Raw genomic sequence first — 19212 nt, 5'->3', positions numbered from 1 at the left:
CGAAACTAGAATTTACATCTGTAAGAGGTAAATAAAATAGCGATAGTTAACTCGGCGGTAACAAACTGGTCCTTATCACGGCTGTTTCCCCGCTGCCTGCCGGCTACCCCGATACGGTCGCCGGTAGCATAAGAACGATCCTGCAAGAGGTAAGCCACTGTACTATGTCCCTGAGCATCAGGCGGAAAGACGGCAGAACCAGCATAGGTGGTGCTCACATCATCCAGGTAGTCTGTCTGGGCAAAGCGGTACAGGACCTCCAGCCCCAGGTTCACCTTGCGGGACAGATTGTACTTAAAACCACCTCCCAGCGTAAATGCAAAGGAAGTCAGGCTGTAAGGCTTTCTCTCCGGATACATAGCACTTCCCTGCCCTTCTGTACGAAGTGGTTGCAAACGGTATTTCTGGCCGTTCAGATAAGCGTAAGGGTTAAAGTAGAAGAGAGACCCTCCGCCGGTAAAATAAGGGGTAAAACGGTAATATTGAGAGCCCGGTTCAAACCGGAAGAAGTTGAAATCACCCTGCACTCCCAGCTCAAACAGGTTAGTATTGAAACTCAGGTTCCTCCTGCGCTGAAAGTCATTGTTATTGTAAATATCAGAATACCCCAGTTGCATGAAACGACCATGGACCCTCACGCCCACATAGTCATTCATGTACTTCCGGTAATAGATGCCAATGGAAGGCTTCGGAGCATTAAGGGCGCCTCTGGTATTGAGATCGCCGAAATAATGAGCCGCGCCTACTGAAAAACCCAGTTCCCCGGTATATGTCAGCTCATTCTGCGCAAAGGCGGGCGTCAGGAACAGGGATATCACTGCTACGAGGCCGGACTTTAAGAAACACTTGAAGAAAAAGTAAGGTTTGCCCATAGATCGGTACTGCTTAACGCGACGATAATTCCTTAAACGCGATTATCCCTGCTTTTGGTATTAAATAAATCAAACAAATGTAATGAAAAAACTTAATGTGCTAATTAACAATAAACTGAACAGATTGTTTATTTTAATCTGTTCCTCGTGTCAATGCCCCATAGTAACTTGTTCCGCAAGGTATGCAGGAAATTGCTGTCGTCAAGACGTAAGAGGCTGATTTTGAACTCTTCTTTCTTAATTGCCAGTTGAACGGTATTGTCAATGGTCTCCATCCTGGAGTCCAGCGTACAGAGGAATTGGTCGCTCCGGCCTTCCACTTCAAACGAAATCACATGATTATCAGGCACTATGATAGGTCTTACATTGAGGTTGTGGGGTGCTACGGGTGTGATCACAAAACTGCCGGCGTCTGGAAATACCACCGGTCCGCCGCAACTGAGGGAATACCCGGTAGAGCCGGTAGGAGTAGCTACTATCAGACCGTCAGCCCAGTAAGTGTTCAGGAATTCGCCATTCAGGTAAGTATGGATCTTCACCATGTTGGAGGTATCCTTCTTGTGAATGGTGAAGTCATTGAGGGCATAAGGCACGTCCCCGAAAAGCCCGACATTCGAGTCCAGATGCAACAAAGCGCGTTTATCTACCACATAGGTGCGTTCCTTTAAGGCCTGCACCGCAGCATTGATCGCATCCTTGCCAATGCTCGCCAGGAACCCCAGTCGTCCGAAATTGATACCCAGTACCGGTACATTCGTATCCCTGACATAACATACGGTGTCCAGCAGGGTACCATCACCTCCCAGACTTACAAGAATATCTGCCCGACCGTGCAGATCTTCTGCACAGCAAAATGTAGCGGGTGATTTGCTGTACCGGATATGGGGTTGCAGCGCTTCGCAGAAAGGTTGATAAATGACCGGCTCCATTTCCTCCCGTGCTAATTCATCCAGCAACAACTGAATGATAGGCAGGTCTTCAGGTACAAATCCTCGGCTGTAAATAGCAATTTGCATAATCGTTCTTAATAGCGCTGCAGGTAGCTGCAGCTATTACATGTCCAGTTTAGTGTGTAAAAATAGCCCTTTTTGCCCTAACTGGTTTATACTGTACTCGACACGCAAACAGGAATCATAAAAAGAAACAATATCCATCCCCAGTCCTCCTGTATACAAAAAACGGTTGTTCAGCATGCCATGTCCATACTGCCTGCTGTAGGAATAACCGGCATCCGTATACACTTTCAGCATCACACGGAAAGGTACAGAACTGAATTTCGCCGGGGCCAGTGGCACATGTACCTTGAAATTCATGACCTCCCTTTTCATTGTAGACCTCACAATAAAGAAGCTGGTACCATCTACCACGAAATATTCCAATCCCCGGAGATAATCCTCCTGGTATCCCATTGCCTTCTGGTCCAGGTAAGGCTGATCTGCAGGCAGCTTCGCCTGCGTGCGCAGGCCCACTGAGCCATATGTTTTATAAAAAAGATGCCAGTAACGCGCTATTCTTAACCGCAGTCTCACGTGATCTATATCATTCAGCGGACCAATGCCCATCTTCTCTGCTTCCGCCTGTAACAGCACTCCTTTTGTTGGATATGTCCAGCTGTCGGCTTTTGTATAGCTCAATCTGTACATCAGGTTAAGATACCTTACTTCCGTACGTCCATGCCCCAGGTAAGCCGGATTGTGGATGGCAACGGAATCGCCTACCTTTTCAGCATTGAAGGTCAGGAATACCTGGTGCCGGGTATTGATCGCTTTCCGGTAACTGTAGCTTAATCCGGCGGTATAGACCTGTCGCAGGAATTTGTCCTGCCTGAAAAAGTGTTGTTTATTATCTGCCGTGCTGTCATTGATTTCACGATTACGGCTATAGGAGAAGATTAAGCCCACGCCATGCCTGAAGGCCTTGTCAATATAGGGCAGATCATAGTTCAGCGCCACCCTTTGGGTATATCCAAGCTGGAATTCAGCCCGGACCTCATCGTTACGACCGGTCAGGTTGTCCTGGAACAAACGGACACCCAGGTTCACCCTGTTTAGGCTACGCCGCTGTTCCACCCACCACTGGTTGAAATTCCTGTCTGCCAGTCTGAATATGGGAATAGGAAAAGTATACCATCTTTCCGACACCGTGATCACGATATCTGCATAATCAGCCTGCCAGTTCATCACATTTACACTGACATTCAGGAAGAGCGAAGTATTTATCAGCTGTTTCCTTCGGGCTTCCAGTTCCGTCGACAAGCTCCGTAGACGGATGGTATCTCCGGGAGCCAGTCCGAGTTCACGCAGGATCACATTTGTACGCGTTCTCTTGTTTCCCTGTACCGTCACCTGGCGAATGACCAGGTAAGCACTGTCCAGCGATTTTGTAATTGTTACAGGCTCCTGCCCCATGGAGGAGAGCGTTGTGGTGAGACAGACGACGGCGAATATTAAACAATATCGGATAAACTTCATTGAGAACAGCAGAAACAGTTGTCGGTTACGGGGAGTCAATGTAGTGGTAATATGTGATAGATCAAAATTAAGATCGAAGCCAGGGACTCGGTGTTTACAACGAATACGATAACAAGCACAATAGGGCGCCATCAGAGTCCAGGCGTTTGTAGCGCGGGTTTCAACCCACGGCGTTGAATAATGTTCCCCGGGTACCCATGCCCCCTGGCATTTATACCTATCATGTCCTGCGTTTATAACAAATGCCATTAACAAAACGCACTAGGACTCCGTCAGGAGTCCCAGTGTTTGTAGCGCGGGGTTTTCAACCCCGGGGGCGTTTGTATCGTGGGGTTTCAACCCCGGGTATTAAATGGGGTTTCCCCCTAGTATCAAATGATATCCCCGGGATGCCTACATGACGCCCCTGGCATTTATGCGTTTTATGTCCGGGTTTATTACCCGTTTATATACCCGGTGTTTAAACCCATGCGTTTCCCAAAAGCAAAAAAGCGAAACACATGATGTGTTTCGCTTTTTCATCTAACCTGGTCAATTCTTACATACTGATATAATTCATCAACAGGTCATAGTTCTTTTTCAGCAGATCTTCTTCCTGCTCTTCAGTAATGGTATATTTAATAATATAACTGAAACGTTCAAAAGTAGCCACCAATCCCTGCAATTCCTGCCGGTTCGTCTTCAGCAGCACTTCGAATCTGCCAGACACCGGATTGGTGATGGTGTTCACGCTCAGCAGTGTTACATCGTTTGATTCTGCGATACGGGCAATCTCACTGAGACTGTAATCACGCGGATCGAGGTCCAGCACCAGAATACCTCCATGTTCCTTCACACCGTTGTATTGTGCCAGGGCTGCCAGCAAGCTGTCTTTGGTAAGAACGCCGAGATATTCTTTCTCATAGCTGATAACAGGCAGTACGGTAAGTTTCATTTCATGGAAGAGACGTATAGCTTCGAAGAAATGCGCATTCTCTGCAATAGCCGGTTTAGGGCCGTTGTATTCCATGTTCTCCAGCGCAATTTCTGCGTCTTCCAGGTCCAGAATATCATCTTCCTCTACCAGTGCCAGGTACTTGTTTTCCAATACCAGCGGCAGTTGCGTAAGATGATATTCATTCATCAGGCGCAGCGCCCTAGATCCCGGATCCAGTGGATGCAGAATAGGAACAACCGTTGATATTAGATCTCTTGCCAGCATTGTGTATTGCGCTATTATGATACAATAATAAGAAAAGAATCGCGAACAGTGCCTTTACGCGAAAGATTTATGATAAGCGGGTACACTGTTTATATATACGAAACGCCGGTTTATTATGGTTTGTTACATGAGAGACCCGGAATCTTTTTACCTCAAAGAGAAAAGAGGCTGTCTCCATTACAGAAACAGCCTCTCCAAAATCTTTATTCGCGAAGGTTTAGTATTACAGTTGTCCGGCCTTTTATTCTTATTTCAACTTGTCAAGAAAAGGATGCAGGATCTTGTTAAATTCTTCCGGCCGCTCCATCATTGGTGCGTGGCCACATTTGTCGATGAAATGCAGTTCTGAGTTAGGAATGAGCTTTTTAAACTCTTCGCCTACCATTGGCGGCGTAACAGTATCATTCAGTCCCCAGACAAGCAATGTAGGTAGCTTGATCTCACGCAGTTCTTCGCCGAGGTTATGGCGGATTGCGGATTTTGCCAGGGTGATGATCTTGATCACCTTAAGGCGGTTAGTAGTGATATCAAACACTTCGTCTACCAGTTCTTTGGTAGCCATTGCCGGATCATAGAAAGTAAGTTCTGTTTTCTTACGGATGTATTCGTAATCTCCACGCTTAGGATAAGTTTCTCCCATTCCATTCTCAAACAAGCCCGAACTACCTGTGAGTATCAATGATTTAACAGGCGCTTCCGGATGTTTCAGCAGGTATACGAGTCCTACGTGTCCTCCCAGGGAGTTACCCAGGATGTGCACATTGGAGTATCCCATCGTTTCGATAAACTTGTGTACGTATTTTGCCAACCCTGCTACAGACGTATCCAGTATATTCAGATCAAACAGAGGTAAAAGTGGAACCACCACTTTGTTATAGTGGCGGAAATGATCAATCAAACCACCGAAGTTGCTCATCGCACCGAACAGCCCATGCAACAGTACTAATGGCTCCCCCTCTCCTTCCTCAATAAATTTAAACTTTCCCTGTGTTTTAATTTCGTAAACCATTGCCAAAGCTTGAAAGTCAATTTTGCGCTAAAATAATTCTTTTTATTAATTCAAATAATCTTTGAAGCGAGCTAAGTAGATTGTATTTCTTTCGCTGCGTTGTCAAAAAATGACTGTAGATTTTCGAACATATCCTTAAAAACAGGAACAATTTTGCCCCACAAATTCATAACTACCGGCCCCAGATGTTCTATGTAGGGATAGACTACCGACTGCATCTTGAGTTCCGGGCTTAACCAGTACAGTTGATTAGCAATCCATAAAAGGATGCTGTATACAATGATAAAGATAGCACTATATAATATAATTCCACCTAATTTGTTTAACCATCCCAGCATTGCTGCTTCCACCATCTTCTGGATAAGGGTAGCCCCGAACCTGACGGCAAACACCACTCCGACAAAAAGCGCAATAAAGCTTAGTACTGGTAACCAACGGGTATGAATCCCCCAATGCTCCTGTGCATACAGGGCAGTCACTGTGGATAGTTTTAACGCGGCTGCGAGTCCCAGGGTGACTGCAATAAAGGAGAAAACGGCTACGATAAGCCCCCGGCTGTATCCTTTATATATAGCTAATACTATCAGGATGGCGAAAACTATATCTATGCCCATGATTTCAATAGGATAAAAGGGAGATACCGGATAACCGGCAGATGAAGGATCTGGTCAGTCATCCGGTACACATGTTTATTTAGCCAACAGTTCTTTCACCAGTCCGGAAATAGCCTTACCATCGGCCTTGCCGGCCAGTTGTTTGGTGGCTACACCCATCACTTTGCCCATATCGGCAGGTGAACTGGCGCCTGTTGCAGCAATGATCTCAGTAATAGCAGCTCTCAGTTCTGCCTCATCCATCTGTTTTGGCAGGTATTTTTCAATTACCACCAGTTCCTCTTCTTCTTTTACGGCGAGGTCTTCACGGTTTTGCTGACGGAATATCTCCAGGGAGTCCTTCCTTTGTTTTGCCAGCTTCTGCAGGAGTTTTATTTCATCGTCTCCAGTCAGTTCTGCTCCACCACCTTCTGCTGTTTTGGCCAGCAATACAGCTGCCTTTATTGCGCGCAGGGCACGCAGTTCAGGTTCATTTTTTGCCAGCATTGCTGCCTTGATCGCGGCGTTAACATTTAATTCTAATGACATATGTGGATGTTTTAAGGTTATGGCTTATTGTTCCTGTTTCTGCTTCTCTTCGAATTTCTTGTAGAAATCCTTCGCAAAAGCACGGAGATCATCCGCCTGGTCCTTATATGGCGTAGCACGCTGATAGGTATCAGCCATGGTCATTAATGTCTGGAAAAAGAAATCGGCCATTTCATCCACCATCATTTGTTTCGTCCATAAGTCTATACGCAGGGCGGTTTTATCACCGCCATCCCAAAAGGCGATCAGCATGGCCTTTGCCTGCTGGAAACGATCTGATTCAGAGCTGTCAGTTGCCCTCCATTCTATCTTCTCAGGTATTCTGTCATCATCCAGTCCCACCTGAATTTGTATGGTAGATGTCTTTCCCATGATATTGTTTGTTCCCAAATTTTAAGAACCGCAAATTTAGTATTAATTGGCTAATCTATAATCAGTGCGTCAAACGCCTCCGTCCGGCCGGCTTTATTTATCTTGCCCAGCAAGCGGCTTCTCAGCTCCTCATCTTTATATAGCAGGCACATTTTGTCTGCCAGATCTTCCAGGTTTTCCGGATCAGCGTACAATACAGCGTCTCCTCCCGCTTCTCTTGCTGCAGCGCCTTCCAGGGCAATGACAGGTACAGCGCACTGCATGGCCGCATATACCGGCATAGCCACTCCTGCAAAGCGGGTGGTATACACCAGCGCATAAGCCCCCGCTACTATGGCCCCCAGCGTTGCCTGGTCGGCATCAGGTATCAGCACAACATCATTTCGGTATTTATACGATGGTAAAGAACCTATAATTTCCGCACCGGCAGCTGTTTCCGAGCCGACCAGCAGCAGTTTCATATTGGAATGCAACCTACGTTTCAATGCAGAAAATGCCTTGAGCAGAGGCATCAGGTTATTTTTTGGATGAATACTGCCTACTGCCACGAAGTATTCCACCCTGCCGGCATAAGTGCTCTTCACTTCTTCCCTGTCCTCCCATTCTAAAGACCGATAACTGCTGTCTACAGCAGGTAGCAATACACGTAGTTTGGCGGCAGCATCAGGTGCTTGCTGCAATACGTCCTGCTCCAATGTATGCGACAGCACAATCACCTTTTTTGCGTGGGCGATATACCTGGCCAGGTTCTTTTTCAGAAAGCGCTGCCTGGAGGCAGGAATGCCTGCTACGCCATGCAGAAAGCCCGTATCGCTGATCACCAGGTGAGCAGGCACCTTACTGCGTAAAGGTATTTGCCCGTCCATTCCCAGGAAAAGATCCAGCTGCTGCTTTTTAATGGCGCTGACCAGCTTCCATTCCAACCACAGGTACTGCTGCCAGTTTCGATGTCCCCTGGCTGGCACCACCACTGTGCTTACATTTTCCGGCCACTGTAAGTTTGCCGGCGGCGTCTGATCAAAAAAGAAAATGAAATGGTGTTCCGGGTGCGACCGGCTTATCCCTGACAGTAGATCCCTGACGATATTACCTGTATCCGCAGGCGTATCCTGCAATACACAGGAGGCATTCACTCCTATACGCATAGTTTGGCTGCTTATTCTGCAGGTGCAAAGCTAGGGAGAATTAAGAATTGCGGCGGATGATTTATGAGAATGCAGGGTTAAAATACTATTAAAAAAGCCTTTTTTCCATACCCTTGCTTGTTCGATGCTTGTTCGTTGCGTCTTCTCTGCTTATTCTCTCCGAGTTCTCTCGTTTTTCTATTAAAAGAGCCAGACCCTTACTCATAAAGGATCTGGCTCGAATATGTTATTAAAGGCTGCATCACAGAGTGATACTATTTTACCTTTATTCGTCTGATTTATTGGTGATCCAGAAAGTCTTCGTGATCTTGTTATTCTCATTACCAGCTGAAGTAATGGTGATCGTTACCTTTACCGTGCGGACTGGTTCCAGCCCTACCAGGGTAACGTTGATGGTACTGTCTTTAGAAGGCGCTACCGGGTTCTGAGGAAATACAATACCACCCGGATCAGTAATAGCGTCTACTTTTATGTTTACACCTTCCGCAGGCATAACAGAATTGATTTTCACCTGGAAAGTATAGCTGCTGCCGGGAGAGGCGGTGTATTGTCCTTCGGTTACATTTTCTAATGTTACCTTCAGACCTTCCTCTTCAGGTTTAGGCTCAATGGCTCCTTTCTTTTTGCAGGCGGAAAATATGAGTGCGAAGAGGGCTAAGGCTGTAAAAAGATATGATTTCAAAGGCATAGTAAAGAATTATAGACAATCGTAAAATTAGTCGTTTTTTTAATGCGAACCAAGTGTTTACTGTCGCACATCCATGGCGTCCCGCAGCCCGTTCCCTAACAGATTAAAGGCCAATACCATCACCATAATGGCTATACCCGGAATTAACGCTAACATAGGATTGTGGGTAATGATGAAATTGTAGTTCTCCTTGATCATCAAGCCCCAGGAAGGCTGTGGCGGTTGTACGCCCACTCCCAGGAAACTGAGACCAGCTTCCACCACTATGGCTGTGGCAAAGTTGCCGGCGGCTACCACCATCACCGGCCCCAGTATGTTGGGCAGTATATGCTTTACTATCGTCCGTGTGTGACCAAAACCCAGCGCCCTGGTAGCTTCTATAAAGGGCAACTCCCGCAATGCCAGCACCTGCCCGCGGATAATTCTTGCTACATTCACCCACATCGTCAGCCCCACGGCAATGAATACCTGCCAGAACCCCTTACCCAGGGCCAGCGTAATAGCAAAAACCAGCAATAAGGTAGGTACAGACCAGATCACATTCACCAACCACATCACCACATCGTCTGTCACTCCGCGGAAATAACCAGCTACTGCACCCAGAAGAATGCCAATAGTCAGTGAAATGATCACCGCAATACAACCTACACTCAGGCTTACTCTTGTTCCGACCAACAGGCGACTCAGTATATCCCTTCCGAATTTATCCGTTCCCAGCCAGTAGGTGCGTTCTTTGATCCTGTTAGTGGTAATCTCCTGCTGCCATTGCTTTAACCTGTTGCCGGGAGCCATTTCTGCTGCAAACAACACTTTACTCAGACTATACCGCTCCCTTACGGTTTCTTCTTCATCCAGGTATCTCGCTATAATAATATCGTTACCGGCAAAGCGCCAGTTACGGATAGGGATATAGGTAACCGTATCCGGTTGTCCTTTTAGCAGATGGGAGAAAAATCCTGTGCGGCGCACCTGCCGCTCCTGTTTCATAGCCAGGACATGAATACGGAATCCCGGCTTTTGTCCGCCGGTCTCCAGCATCATCCTGTTGGCATAAGGCGTACCGTCAGGCGCCAATACATAGGCGAGTATACTAACAATCACCGCTACAACAATCAACAGCATGCCTGCTACAGCGCCTGTATTGCGTCGTAACCTTCTCCAGGCATTACTGCCAAATGAGGACCTGCTATTACTGTCTGACATCATGCTTATTTGACTTTTCGTCCTTTCCACTGGTAAGAGCCAAACTTACCTAACCAACCTGCCACTACAATGTAAGGAATATGGAAGAACTGTCCGGGAATAAACCTTGATAATAAAGCAGTTTTATCAAAGAAACGGGCTACCGGCACCATAAAATAAAACTCCACCAGTATTTTATAGATCAGTAAGCCGACAAACCACATACGCCAAACCGGGAGGAACAACGCAGCTACGCCTGCCAACAGCATGCCTGCGTTCCAGAAATATACCAGCGCCAATACCCAGGTCAGTCGTTTATCATCGTATTTATCTGCTTTCGATGACCAGCGGATACGCTGGTGCATAAATGCCTTGAACGTATCTACCGGCAAAGTACGTACTATCGCCTCTTCACTTTTCATATACAATACACCGGTGGGATAAGCACGGTAGATCTTGAACATCAGCAACATATCGTCACCGGAGGCAATGTTGTCTATGCCTTTAAAACCACCTACTTCATAAAACACCTTACGTTCATACGCCAGGTTGGCGCCATTACACATAGTGCCGGACTTCAATGCAGCCAGCGCTCCCGTAATTCCCTGCATTGTCATAAAATCGAGCGACTGCAATACTTTGAAGAAGTTATGTTCCTGGTAAAAACTAACCGGCGCGGCAATGAATTTCGGCTGATAGGTTTCATAGAACTGTACCATCCGCATGATCCATTCCGGGCCCATCACGCAATCAGCGTCAGTGGTCATGATGATATCGCCGGTAGCGCGTTCCACCGCCATTTCTATCGCTTTCTTTTTGTAGGAGTTCAGCCGCTGTTCTGCGCTCAGATGTTGGCTCAGCTGTAACAGTTGCACGTTGGATGCAGGAAAGCTCCTTACTACATCTGCAGTACTATCCGTAGAAAAATCATCGATCACGATCACCTCGAACAAATGCACAGGATAAGTCTGTGCCTTTAATGCCCGTAAGAGCGGAGGCAGATTCGCTTCCTCATCCCTGGCAGGAATGATCACTGTCACCTTCGTTTGACCGCTTACCGGTTTCACAGGTTTGAAAGCTGGCAAACCTTTCCATCCCTGTCCATAACGAAACATTAAATAACCGTAAACAAGACCTAATAGGAACAGGATCGATAGAATAATATACATAGCCGAGACGATAGGCTGCAGATCATGTATCTGCAGATGATTGTATGTTGTTGATTTCTAAAAACTATGGTTTTTAATAGCTTCCGCTGCATCTTCACCGATCAGGTGATGTCCCTTCTCCATTACCAGCATTTCACAGGGAAAAGTACCATCCATAAAGCGCACACCCAGCACTGGAGGGATTACCCGGTCGTATTTTCCGAACATCAGAAGTGTCTGTATCTTATGCTTCTTCAGCAGCTGTTTGCACCGTTTTCTGTCCGGCATCATCCTGCTCATGCAGGTCCACACAAAATACACGCGTTCCCGCTTTTCCAGACTGTTCATACTGTTGAAAGTGAATTTATGCAGTCCCTTGCTGATAAAACGCAGTCCCCGCCAGGTATGCAGTAATCCGAAGAACAGTTGTGGATGATAGGTACAGTATTTAAACAGTTTATTGCCGGTACGCGTCCGGGTGGCGAACATGTGCCAGGAATTATCTTTCAGCCCATCCGGCGCCAGCAGGTATAAACGATCTATCTTTTCCGCGAGCAGCTCCACAATACATAAAGACACGCGGCCACCCATACTATACCCCATCAGAGAAAAAGTGGAAAAACCGTAATGCTCCAGAATGAGTAGTATTACTGCTTTCAGATCTTCCGGTTCAAATGCCCGTTCTTCCTTCCACTCCGTCAGTCCGTGCAGGGGCATATCCAGCGCTACAATAGTAAAATGCTGTCCCAGTGTGTAATGCAGACGGCTAAAGCTGCTGGCATTTTCACCAAAACCATGCAGGCAGATGAGCAATTCCTCCCCTGTTCCATCGCTGATCGTATGGAAATGGCTTTTCCGATATGGGAAAAAAAAGGAAGACATGGCACAAATGTATCAACTTTTGCCGTTTGGCCTAAACTAAGTAAATTACAATAAGACCAAAAAAATTCAGGATGGACGCTACAGTTGATAACAAACACGCACTGAAAGGCGTGGAATTCCTCGTTAAAGAAACCCCTGCCAACGAAGTCTTTACACCCGAAGATTTCAACGAAGAGCAACGTATGATCAGAGAAATGGCGGAGCAGTTTGTAACCAAAGAAGTTACCCCGGTACTTGACCGTATTGACAAACTGGAAGAAGGCCTGATGCCCTCCCTGCTGGACAAGGCAGGTGAACTGGGCCTGCTGGGCGCTGCCTTTCCGGAAGAATACGGCGGACTCGGAAAAGATTTTGTTACCGCTACACTGATCAACGAAGCGCTCGGCGCCGGCCACTCTTTCTCTGTTGCCATGGCCGCGCATACCGGTATCGGTTCCTTACCTATCCTGTACTTCGGTACAGAAGCGCAGAAACAGAAATACATTCCTTCCCTTGCCAGCGGAGCGATGAAAGGCGCCTATGCCCTGACGGAGCCCAACTCAGGTTCAGATGCGCTGAGCGCCAAAACCACTGCAAAACTGTCGGACGACGGCAAATTCTACCTGCTGAACGGGCAGAAATGCTGGATCACCAATTCCGGTTTCGCAGATGTGTTTACTGTATTCGCCAAAATTGACGGCGAACATTTCACGGCGTTCATCGTAGACAAAGATACTCCGGGGTTCACATTGGGAGCGGAAGAACATAAAATGGGCATCAAAGGATCTTCTACCAGGCAGATCTATTTCCAGGATGCTAAAGTGCCCGTGGAAAATGTGCTGGGAGAGATCGGTAAAGGTCACCTCATAGCCTTCAACATCCTCAATATCGGCCGCCTGAAACTCTGTGCAGCTGCCATTGGTGCAGCGAAGCAGGTCACCACCATCACCGTGCAGTACGCCAATACACGCGAACAGTTCAAACAACCTATCGCCAATTTCGGCGCTATCAAACATAAACTGGGTGAAATGGTGATCCGGAACTGGGTATGTGAATCAGCCCTGTACCGTACCGCGCAACTCATTGATGAGAAAGAAAAAGAACTTGTTGCAGCAGGTAAACCATTTGCAGAAGCCCTGCTGGGTGCTGCAGAAGAATATGCAGTGGAATGCGCGATCCTGAAAGTAAATGGTTCCGAAGCGCTGGACTTCTCCGTGGATGAAGGCGTGCAGATACATGGCGGCAACGGCTTCAGTGATGAATATGTCATCTCCAAGTCTTACCGCGACAGCCGCATCAACCGCATATTCGAAGGCACCAATGAGATCAACCGTCTGCTGGCCCTTGATATGACACTGAAACGTGCACTGAAAGGCCGCCTGGACCTCATGACGCCTGCCATGAATGTGATGAAAGAGCTGATGAGCATTCCTGATTTCGGCAATGACGATGAAACACCTTTCAGCGCTGAGAAAAAAGCGGTCGCTAATTTCAAGAAAGCTATTCTGCTCGTAGCAGGTGGCGCTGTTCAGAAACTCATGCAGGACCTGCAGAATGAGCAGGAGATCCTGATGAACATTGCTGACATGGCCATCGAAACGTTCACCGCAGAAAGTGCGCTCCTGCGTCTGTTGAAAAGAGTGGAGCTGGAAGGTGAAAGCGCCAATGCCATTCAGGCGGATATCGTTCGTACTTATATCAACGATACTGCTGACCGTATCAACAAGTACGCAAAAGATGCCATCAATTCATTCGCCAGCGGTGATGAACAACGTATGATGCTACTCGGTATCAAACGTTTCACCAAAACCGCACCGTTTAACACCAGGGATGCACGCAGACGCATCGCTGATAAACTGATCGCAGAAAATAAATACGCCTGGTAAGCTTCGCCATCGCAATTTTTCAATATTTTCGAGTGCCATCCGTAAGAGCGGGTGGCATTTTTTTTATTACTTTGTCGTGGGACTATGAGGAGATTCGCACTATTACTACTGATACAAACAGCATATACAGGTCTACAACTGCATGCACAAGCATTCCTGAAGATGGCACAACCACTCAGGACAGAGATCAATTCCAGCAGCGCCAGACAATATTTCTCAGGCCGTACCTGCGAGAACTGCAAGGTATTGCTGAACAATGACAGCATTCATGTATACCCCAATGGCGTATTTGCACTAAAGCGTGATCTGAAACCAGGGAAAACGACCATGGTGCTTTCGGCTACCGACAGCTCCGGGAAATTTGTATCACGCACTTACCATTTTTACTACAATCCACCGCCACCAGTGCGGGTGACGCCTTCTTTCCGTATCGACTATGTGAATATCTCGCCTAAAACCAATGCAACTCTCTCTGCGGGCGATACCTTACGGGTACGTATGAAGGGGTACCCCGGAGCACAGGCCAGCTGGTTCAATGGCACGCCTGTACCGGAATTACCTGCTGCTCAGACAAGTGGTATACCCGGCTTTTACCAGGGGTATTATGTATTGACGGAGGCCGATTCCATGCTGGATGGCAAGATCAATGTTTACCTGAAATATAAGGGGCAGACAGCGGTATTGCCCGGCTCATTCCGTTACACTTTTCAACGCAATACGCAACTAATAGCCCGTACTATCGATGATCAGACCTACCTGACCATCTCTCCCGAAGGCGACAGATTAGGCCCGGAGAAAATGGGCTACCTCGACGGAGACGTGCTGCTACATGTGACCGGGAAAGAAGGTAGTCACTTCCGGGTAAAACTCAGCGCCAATCAGTTTGCTTATATACCCGAAAGCCTGGTGGACACCATGACGGTAACAGAACCCGTTCCTCAGAGCATCGTAAATGAGGCCCGGGTATGGAGTGATAAACAATTCGACTACATCTCTGTCGGCCTGGCCGACAAACTACCTTACCTCTCCACCCAGGAAGTAAATCCCGGTAAACTGGTCGTAGACATCCACGGCGCGATGTCAGAACCCGGTTTTCTGCCGGAGACGCAAAGCACCGGAGAGATCAGCCGGATAGACTGGAAACAGGTAAGTCCTGATGTGTTCCGCATAGCAGTTTCACTGGCACATAACCAACCCTGGGGTTACAAGATATTTTACACAGACAGCAACCGGCTCACCATCCGGATCAAACACCAGCCCGCCAGTCTCCAGTTAAAAGACCTGACTATCGCAGTAGACGCTGGTCACGGAGGGGGGAATATCGGCACCGCGGGTGCTATGGGCGTAGCCGAAAAGCAACTGGCCCTGAACATGGCAATGTTGGTGAAGGTGGCCCTGGAGAAAGAGGGCGCCCATGTCATCACAACCAGGGTGAGCGACGTATTTGTGGATAACCAGGCCCGTCTGTATAACTACCGCCAGCTGGCGCCCGACCTCCTGTTGAGCATTCACATGAATTCATCTGTGAATCCGGTAGACGTAAAAGGCACCGCCAATTACTATAAATATCCCTTCTGTGAACCCCTGAACCGGCACATCCACAACCGGCTCCTTGAAACGGGACTGGCCGATTTTAAGAACAACGCCAATTTCAACTTCATCCTGAATATGCCTACAGAGATGCCCACAGCCCTCATAGAAACACTTTTCCTCAGTTATCCGGAAGATGAGATCCGGATACTCGATGAGAACTTCCGGCTGGTACTGGCAGACAAGATCGTACTGGGTATCAAAGATTTTCTGCAGGAGCAGGCGGGGAACGACAGGTAATTTTTCCCTTTTGAGTAAAAACTTTTCCCGATGCGATATGATAAGTAAAGCTGACTACGTCAAATTTGCGCCTGATTTTCAACTACGCAAATACTATGATGAAGTTTACGGGCCATTATACGAGAGCAGCTTTACTATTTTTTGTCGTTCTGCTCGCTCTCTTCACCGCAGCCAATGCGGCTTCCTTTAATGAAGACAACAACGGTATCATAAAAGGGAAAGTAAAGACCTCAGATGGGAAACCGGCTGCAGATGTACCTGTGATCCTCCAGGGGACTACACATGCTACCACTACGGACGGTGCAGGTAGTTTCGCTTTCCGTGGTGTTCCGGCAGGCAATTACCAGATCATTATATCACAACCTGGCTTCGCCAATATCATAAAAGAAGTTACTGTCACCTCAGGACAGACCGTTACCCTGGACTTCCAGCTGGATATCTCGCGTAAGGAACTAAACGAGGTAGTGATCACCGGTACACAGAATAAACTGGTGAAACGCAGCAGCGAATATGTATCCAAATTGCCCCTGGCCAATATAGAGAACCCTCAGATATATACAACCATTACCAAAGACCTGATGGCGAATCAGCTGGTATACTCTGTAGATGATGCAATGAGGAATGCTCCTGGTATTGCCAGGCTATGGGAATCTACCAACCGTAGCGGCGATGGTGGTTCTTACTACAGCTCCCGCGGTTTTATCGTACAGAGCCAGTTGCGCAATGGCGTAGCAGGTAATGTGGCTGCCAAGATCGATGCTGCCAACCTGGAAAGGATTGAAGTGATCAAAGGCCCGTCTGCTACACTTTTCGGTAGTACACTCACTTCTTATGGAGGTCTGATCAACCGTGTCACTAAAAAACCATATGATCACTTTGGTGGAGAGATCACTTACGCTGGCGGTAGCTTTTCCTACAATCGTCTGCAGGCAGATATCAACACACCCCTTGACTCAACCGGCAAAGTAGCGCTGCGCCTCAACACCGCATATACTTACGAAAACAGCTGGCAGGACAATGGTTTTAATAAAAACTTTGCTTTTGCACCAAGCGTTTCATATAAAGTAAATGACAGACTCTCCTTCCTGTTCGATGCCGAGTTCTATAGCGGAGAAGGAACAGGTAATGCCATCTTCTTCTTCCCATGGGGCCTGAAGATGTCCAGCTTGAGTGCCCAGAGCGCTGATAAGGTGAATGTCGACTATAAACGCTCTTTCTTCAATGAGGATCTTACACAGAAGTCAAGGAATATGAACTTCTTTGCTACCATGAACTATAAGATCTCTGACGAGTGGACATCACAGACAGTCTTTACCAATACCAACAGTTTTTCTGATGGCGCTGGCCCTTATTTTTACCTGCTGCCCGGCGATTCAATTTCACGTAACGACCAGTTCACCGATAACAGTAAAGTAGGAATAACTGAAATACAACAGAACTTCATAGGTGACTTCAGGATCGGTAAAATGAGAAACCGTTTTGTAGGTGGTCTGGACTTCTTTTTCCTGAACGAAGATGAATACTACTCTGGCGGCACTTATGATATCGTTCCGTCTCATGGTACTATCACAGATTACAATGGTTTTAACCGCGCCAACATGGACAAGATCTATCAGAATGGCGGTTACTCCTTTACATATCCTGTCATCTACAAAGCTTACACTTACAGTGCTTATGCATCTGATGTACTGAACATCACAGATAAACTGGCCGTACAGGCAGCGTTGCGTATCGATTATTTCGATCGCAAGGGCACTTACGATAATACTACAGGTAAAACAGGAGCTGATGGTTACACCCAGACGGCTTTATCTCCGAAATTTGGTGTTGTTTACCAGATTATTAAAGACAAGCTGTCCGTATTTGGTAACTATCAGAATGGTTTCAAAAACGTAGCAGGATATGATTCCAGCAAGGGAAAAGCTTTCACACCCGAACAGGCTAACCAGATTGAAGGTGGGGTGAAAATGGACCTCTTCGATGGCAGACTGACCGGTACTTTCAGCTACTACGACATCCAGGTAAAAGACATTGTACGTACAGATCCTGAACGCCCGCTCCGCAACATCCAGGACGGTACACAGCTCAGTAAAGGATTTGAAGCACAGATCATTGCTAACCCGATCCAGGGCCTGAACATCATAGCCGGCTTCGCGTATAATGATTCCAAATACGAAAAGTCATCTGCTGACGTGGAAGGCCGTCGTCCGACTACGGCCGGATCTCCGGTTCTTGCAAACCTATGGTTGAGCTATCACTTGCCTATCAGCGCTACCCGGGGTCTGAACTTCGGCTTTGGCGGTAATTATGCCAGCGAAACCAAAGTAGTTAACTCTGCATCCCTAGGTATCTTCACGCTGCCCGAATACACTGTACTGAATGCAAGTATCTCTTACGATACTAACAAATTCCGTATCGGTGCAAAAGTAGATAACCTGACAGATAAGCATTACTGGATCGGTTATTCTACAATGAATCCGCAGAAGACAAGAAGCATTACGGGAAGTATCGCTTTCAAGTTCTAATACGCTTATTAAGTATAAAAGAAACCGCCGTCTTAAATGTTTGAGACGGCGGTTTCTTTTATACTACAGTAGCTATTCTTTCCTGTTTGACGCCAGCCTCTGGAATATGTCTGCAATCCTGATCAGTATTTATACCAGAGATTTTAAGCAAAGAACGCTTTCAAAGCTTCGCTGTAAACTGATCATGAACCTAAAAAGGCGGGCTTAAGCAACTGAGCAAACTTCCATACCCCTCCTAATCGATTCATTATCAGCCATAAAATGTTTAAATAAACTTTTGGCCATTCCCTATTTGTTCAACAATTTCGATTGTTCATGATTCATGAACATGAATAAAATATGAACAAGCTACACGAACCGGACATATTAAGGGATACCATCTCCAATTTCAGCAAGCTAACCGGAGGAAAGATAAAGCAAAAGCTATCACCTAATCCACTTGCAGATGCATATGTTCAAATTACTCTTGGTGAGCAGAACTGCGACTTACTGGTAGAAATTAAAAACGAAATCCGCCAGACGCATCTTCCAGCAATTATTCAGCAATTTGGCCGCGATAGGGAAAAATGGTTGCTGGTGGCGAGATATATTCCAGCTCCCCAGAAGGAACGCCTGAAGGCTGCATCCATCAACTATCTTGAAACAGCAGGTAATTGTTATATCAATGTGGTTGGCATGTTTATTTATATAAACGATAAGGAGGTGACTCCATGCAGGCAAACAGAAAATGGCAAATTATGGAGTGCCACAGGACTGAAATTCCTGTCTGCCTTACTGTCTAAGAACATGTCGGGTATAACTGATGTTACAGGTTCTATTACCACTTAGTACATGAACAAACAAAGAGCCGCCTCAATCAACTTGAGACGGCTCTTCCTTA

The 19212-nt window shown here is 46.9% G+C and carries 17 protein-coding genes; 4 read left to right on the top strand and 13 right to left on the bottom strand.

Annotation, left to right across the window (positions count from 1 at the left end):
• Positions 1-5 precede the first annotated feature (5 nt).
• From L3C95_RS04845 to L3C95_RS04785, 13 genes are all read right to left on the bottom strand, one after another.
• Positions 6-872, bottom strand: a complete 867-nt coding sequence (locus tag L3C95_RS04845) for a DUF6089 family protein (protein WP_236385622.1) — start codon at positions 870-872, stop codon at positions 6-8.
• A 128-nt stretch (positions 873-1000) separates the two neighbouring features.
• Positions 1001-1888 carry an NAD kinase gene (locus L3C95_RS04840; protein WP_236385620.1) on the bottom strand — a complete coding sequence of 296 codons (888 nt, stop codon included), beginning with the start codon at positions 1886-1888 and terminating at the stop codon, positions 1001-1003.
• A gap of 36 nt (positions 1889-1924) precedes the next feature.
• Positions 1925-3280, bottom strand: coding sequence for a BamA/TamA family outer membrane protein (locus L3C95_RS04835; RefSeq protein ID WP_236385618.1), 1356 nt, complete (start codon positions 3278-3280; stop codon positions 1925-1927).
• Between the two features lie 601 nt (positions 3281-3881).
• Positions 3882-4544 carry a CBS domain-containing protein gene (locus tag L3C95_RS04830; protein WP_236385617.1) on the bottom strand — a complete coding sequence of 221 codons (663 nt, stop codon included), beginning with the start codon at positions 4542-4544 and terminating at the stop codon, positions 3882-3884.
• 247 nt (positions 4545-4791) lie between these two features.
• Complete coding sequence (locus tag L3C95_RS04825; protein WP_236385616.1) at positions 4792-5553, bottom strand: alpha/beta fold hydrolase; 762 nt, start codon at positions 5551-5553, stop codon at positions 4792-4794.
• A gap of 71 nt (positions 5554-5624) precedes the next feature.
• Complete coding sequence (locus L3C95_RS04820) at positions 5625-6167, bottom strand: CvpA family protein (protein ID WP_236385615.1); 543 nt, start codon at positions 6165-6167, stop codon at positions 5625-5627.
• A 75-nt stretch (positions 6168-6242) separates the two neighbouring features.
• A complete protein-coding gene (locus L3C95_RS04815; protein WP_236385614.1) occupies positions 6243-6695 on the bottom strand; it encodes a GatB/YqeY domain-containing protein in 453 nt (150 codons plus the stop codon).
• A gap of 24 nt (positions 6696-6719) precedes the next feature.
• Entirely contained in the window at positions 6720-7067 is a 348-nt protein-coding gene (gldC, locus tag L3C95_RS04810) for a gliding motility protein GldC (protein WP_236385613.1), read from the bottom strand.
• A gap of 50 nt (positions 7068-7117) precedes the next feature.
• On the bottom strand, positions 7118-8212 hold the full coding sequence (locus L3C95_RS04805; RefSeq protein WP_236385612.1) for a glycosyltransferase: 1095 nt from the start codon (positions 8210-8212) through the stop codon (positions 7118-7120).
• Between the two features lie 265 nt (positions 8213-8477).
• The gene (locus L3C95_RS04800; RefSeq protein WP_236385611.1) at positions 8478-8900 is read right to left on the bottom strand and encodes a hypothetical protein; all 423 of its coding nucleotides are present in this window, start codon (positions 8898-8900) and stop codon (positions 8478-8480) included.
• Between the two features lie 57 nt (positions 8901-8957).
• Positions 8958-10103, bottom strand: coding sequence for an ABC transporter permease (locus tag L3C95_RS04795; protein WP_236385610.1), 1146 nt, complete (start codon positions 10101-10103; stop codon positions 8958-8960).
• A 5-nt stretch (positions 10104-10108) separates the two neighbouring features.
• The gene (locus L3C95_RS04790; protein ID WP_236385609.1) at positions 10109-11197 is read right to left on the bottom strand and encodes a glycosyltransferase; all 1089 of its coding nucleotides are present in this window, start codon (positions 11195-11197) and stop codon (positions 10109-10111) included.
• 111 nt (positions 11198-11308) lie between these two features.
• A complete protein-coding gene (locus L3C95_RS04785) occupies positions 11309-12112 on the bottom strand; it encodes an alpha/beta fold hydrolase (RefSeq protein ID WP_236385608.1) in 804 nt (267 codons plus the stop codon).
• A gap of 71 nt (positions 12113-12183) precedes the next feature.
• Here L3C95_RS04785 and L3C95_RS04780 point away from each other — a divergent pair, with 71 nt between their 5' ends.
• The 4 genes from L3C95_RS04780 (at position 12184) to L3C95_RS04765 (ending at position 19160) form a co-directional block, all read left to right on the top strand.
• Positions 12184-13977 (top strand): acyl-CoA dehydrogenase family protein, encoded by a 1794-nt coding sequence (locus L3C95_RS04780; protein ID WP_236385607.1) that lies wholly within the window; start codon positions 12184-12186, stop codon positions 13975-13977.
• An 84-nt stretch (positions 13978-14061) separates the two neighbouring features.
• Positions 14062-15807, top strand: a complete 1746-nt coding sequence (locus L3C95_RS04775; protein ID WP_236385606.1) for an N-acetylmuramoyl-L-alanine amidase — start codon at positions 14062-14064, stop codon at positions 15805-15807.
• Between the two features lie 95 nt (positions 15808-15902).
• Entirely contained in the window at positions 15903-18332 is a 2430-nt protein-coding gene (locus L3C95_RS04770) for a TonB-dependent receptor (RefSeq protein ID WP_236385605.1), read from the top strand.
• A gap of 339 nt (positions 18333-18671) precedes the next feature.
• The gene (locus tag L3C95_RS04765) at positions 18672-19160 is read left to right on the top strand and encodes a hypothetical protein (protein ID WP_236385604.1); all 489 of its coding nucleotides are present in this window, start codon (positions 18672-18674) and stop codon (positions 19158-19160) included.
• Positions 19161-19212 lie beyond the last annotated feature (52 nt).

It is taken from the genome of Chitinophaga filiformis, assembly GCF_021646545.1.
Taxonomy (GTDB): Bacteria; Bacteroidota; Bacteroidia; order Chitinophagales; family Chitinophagaceae; genus Chitinophaga; species Chitinophaga filiformis_A.
The sequence above is the reverse complement of the archived record's forward strand: the minus strand, read 5'-3'. Positions and strand labels throughout refer to the sequence as shown.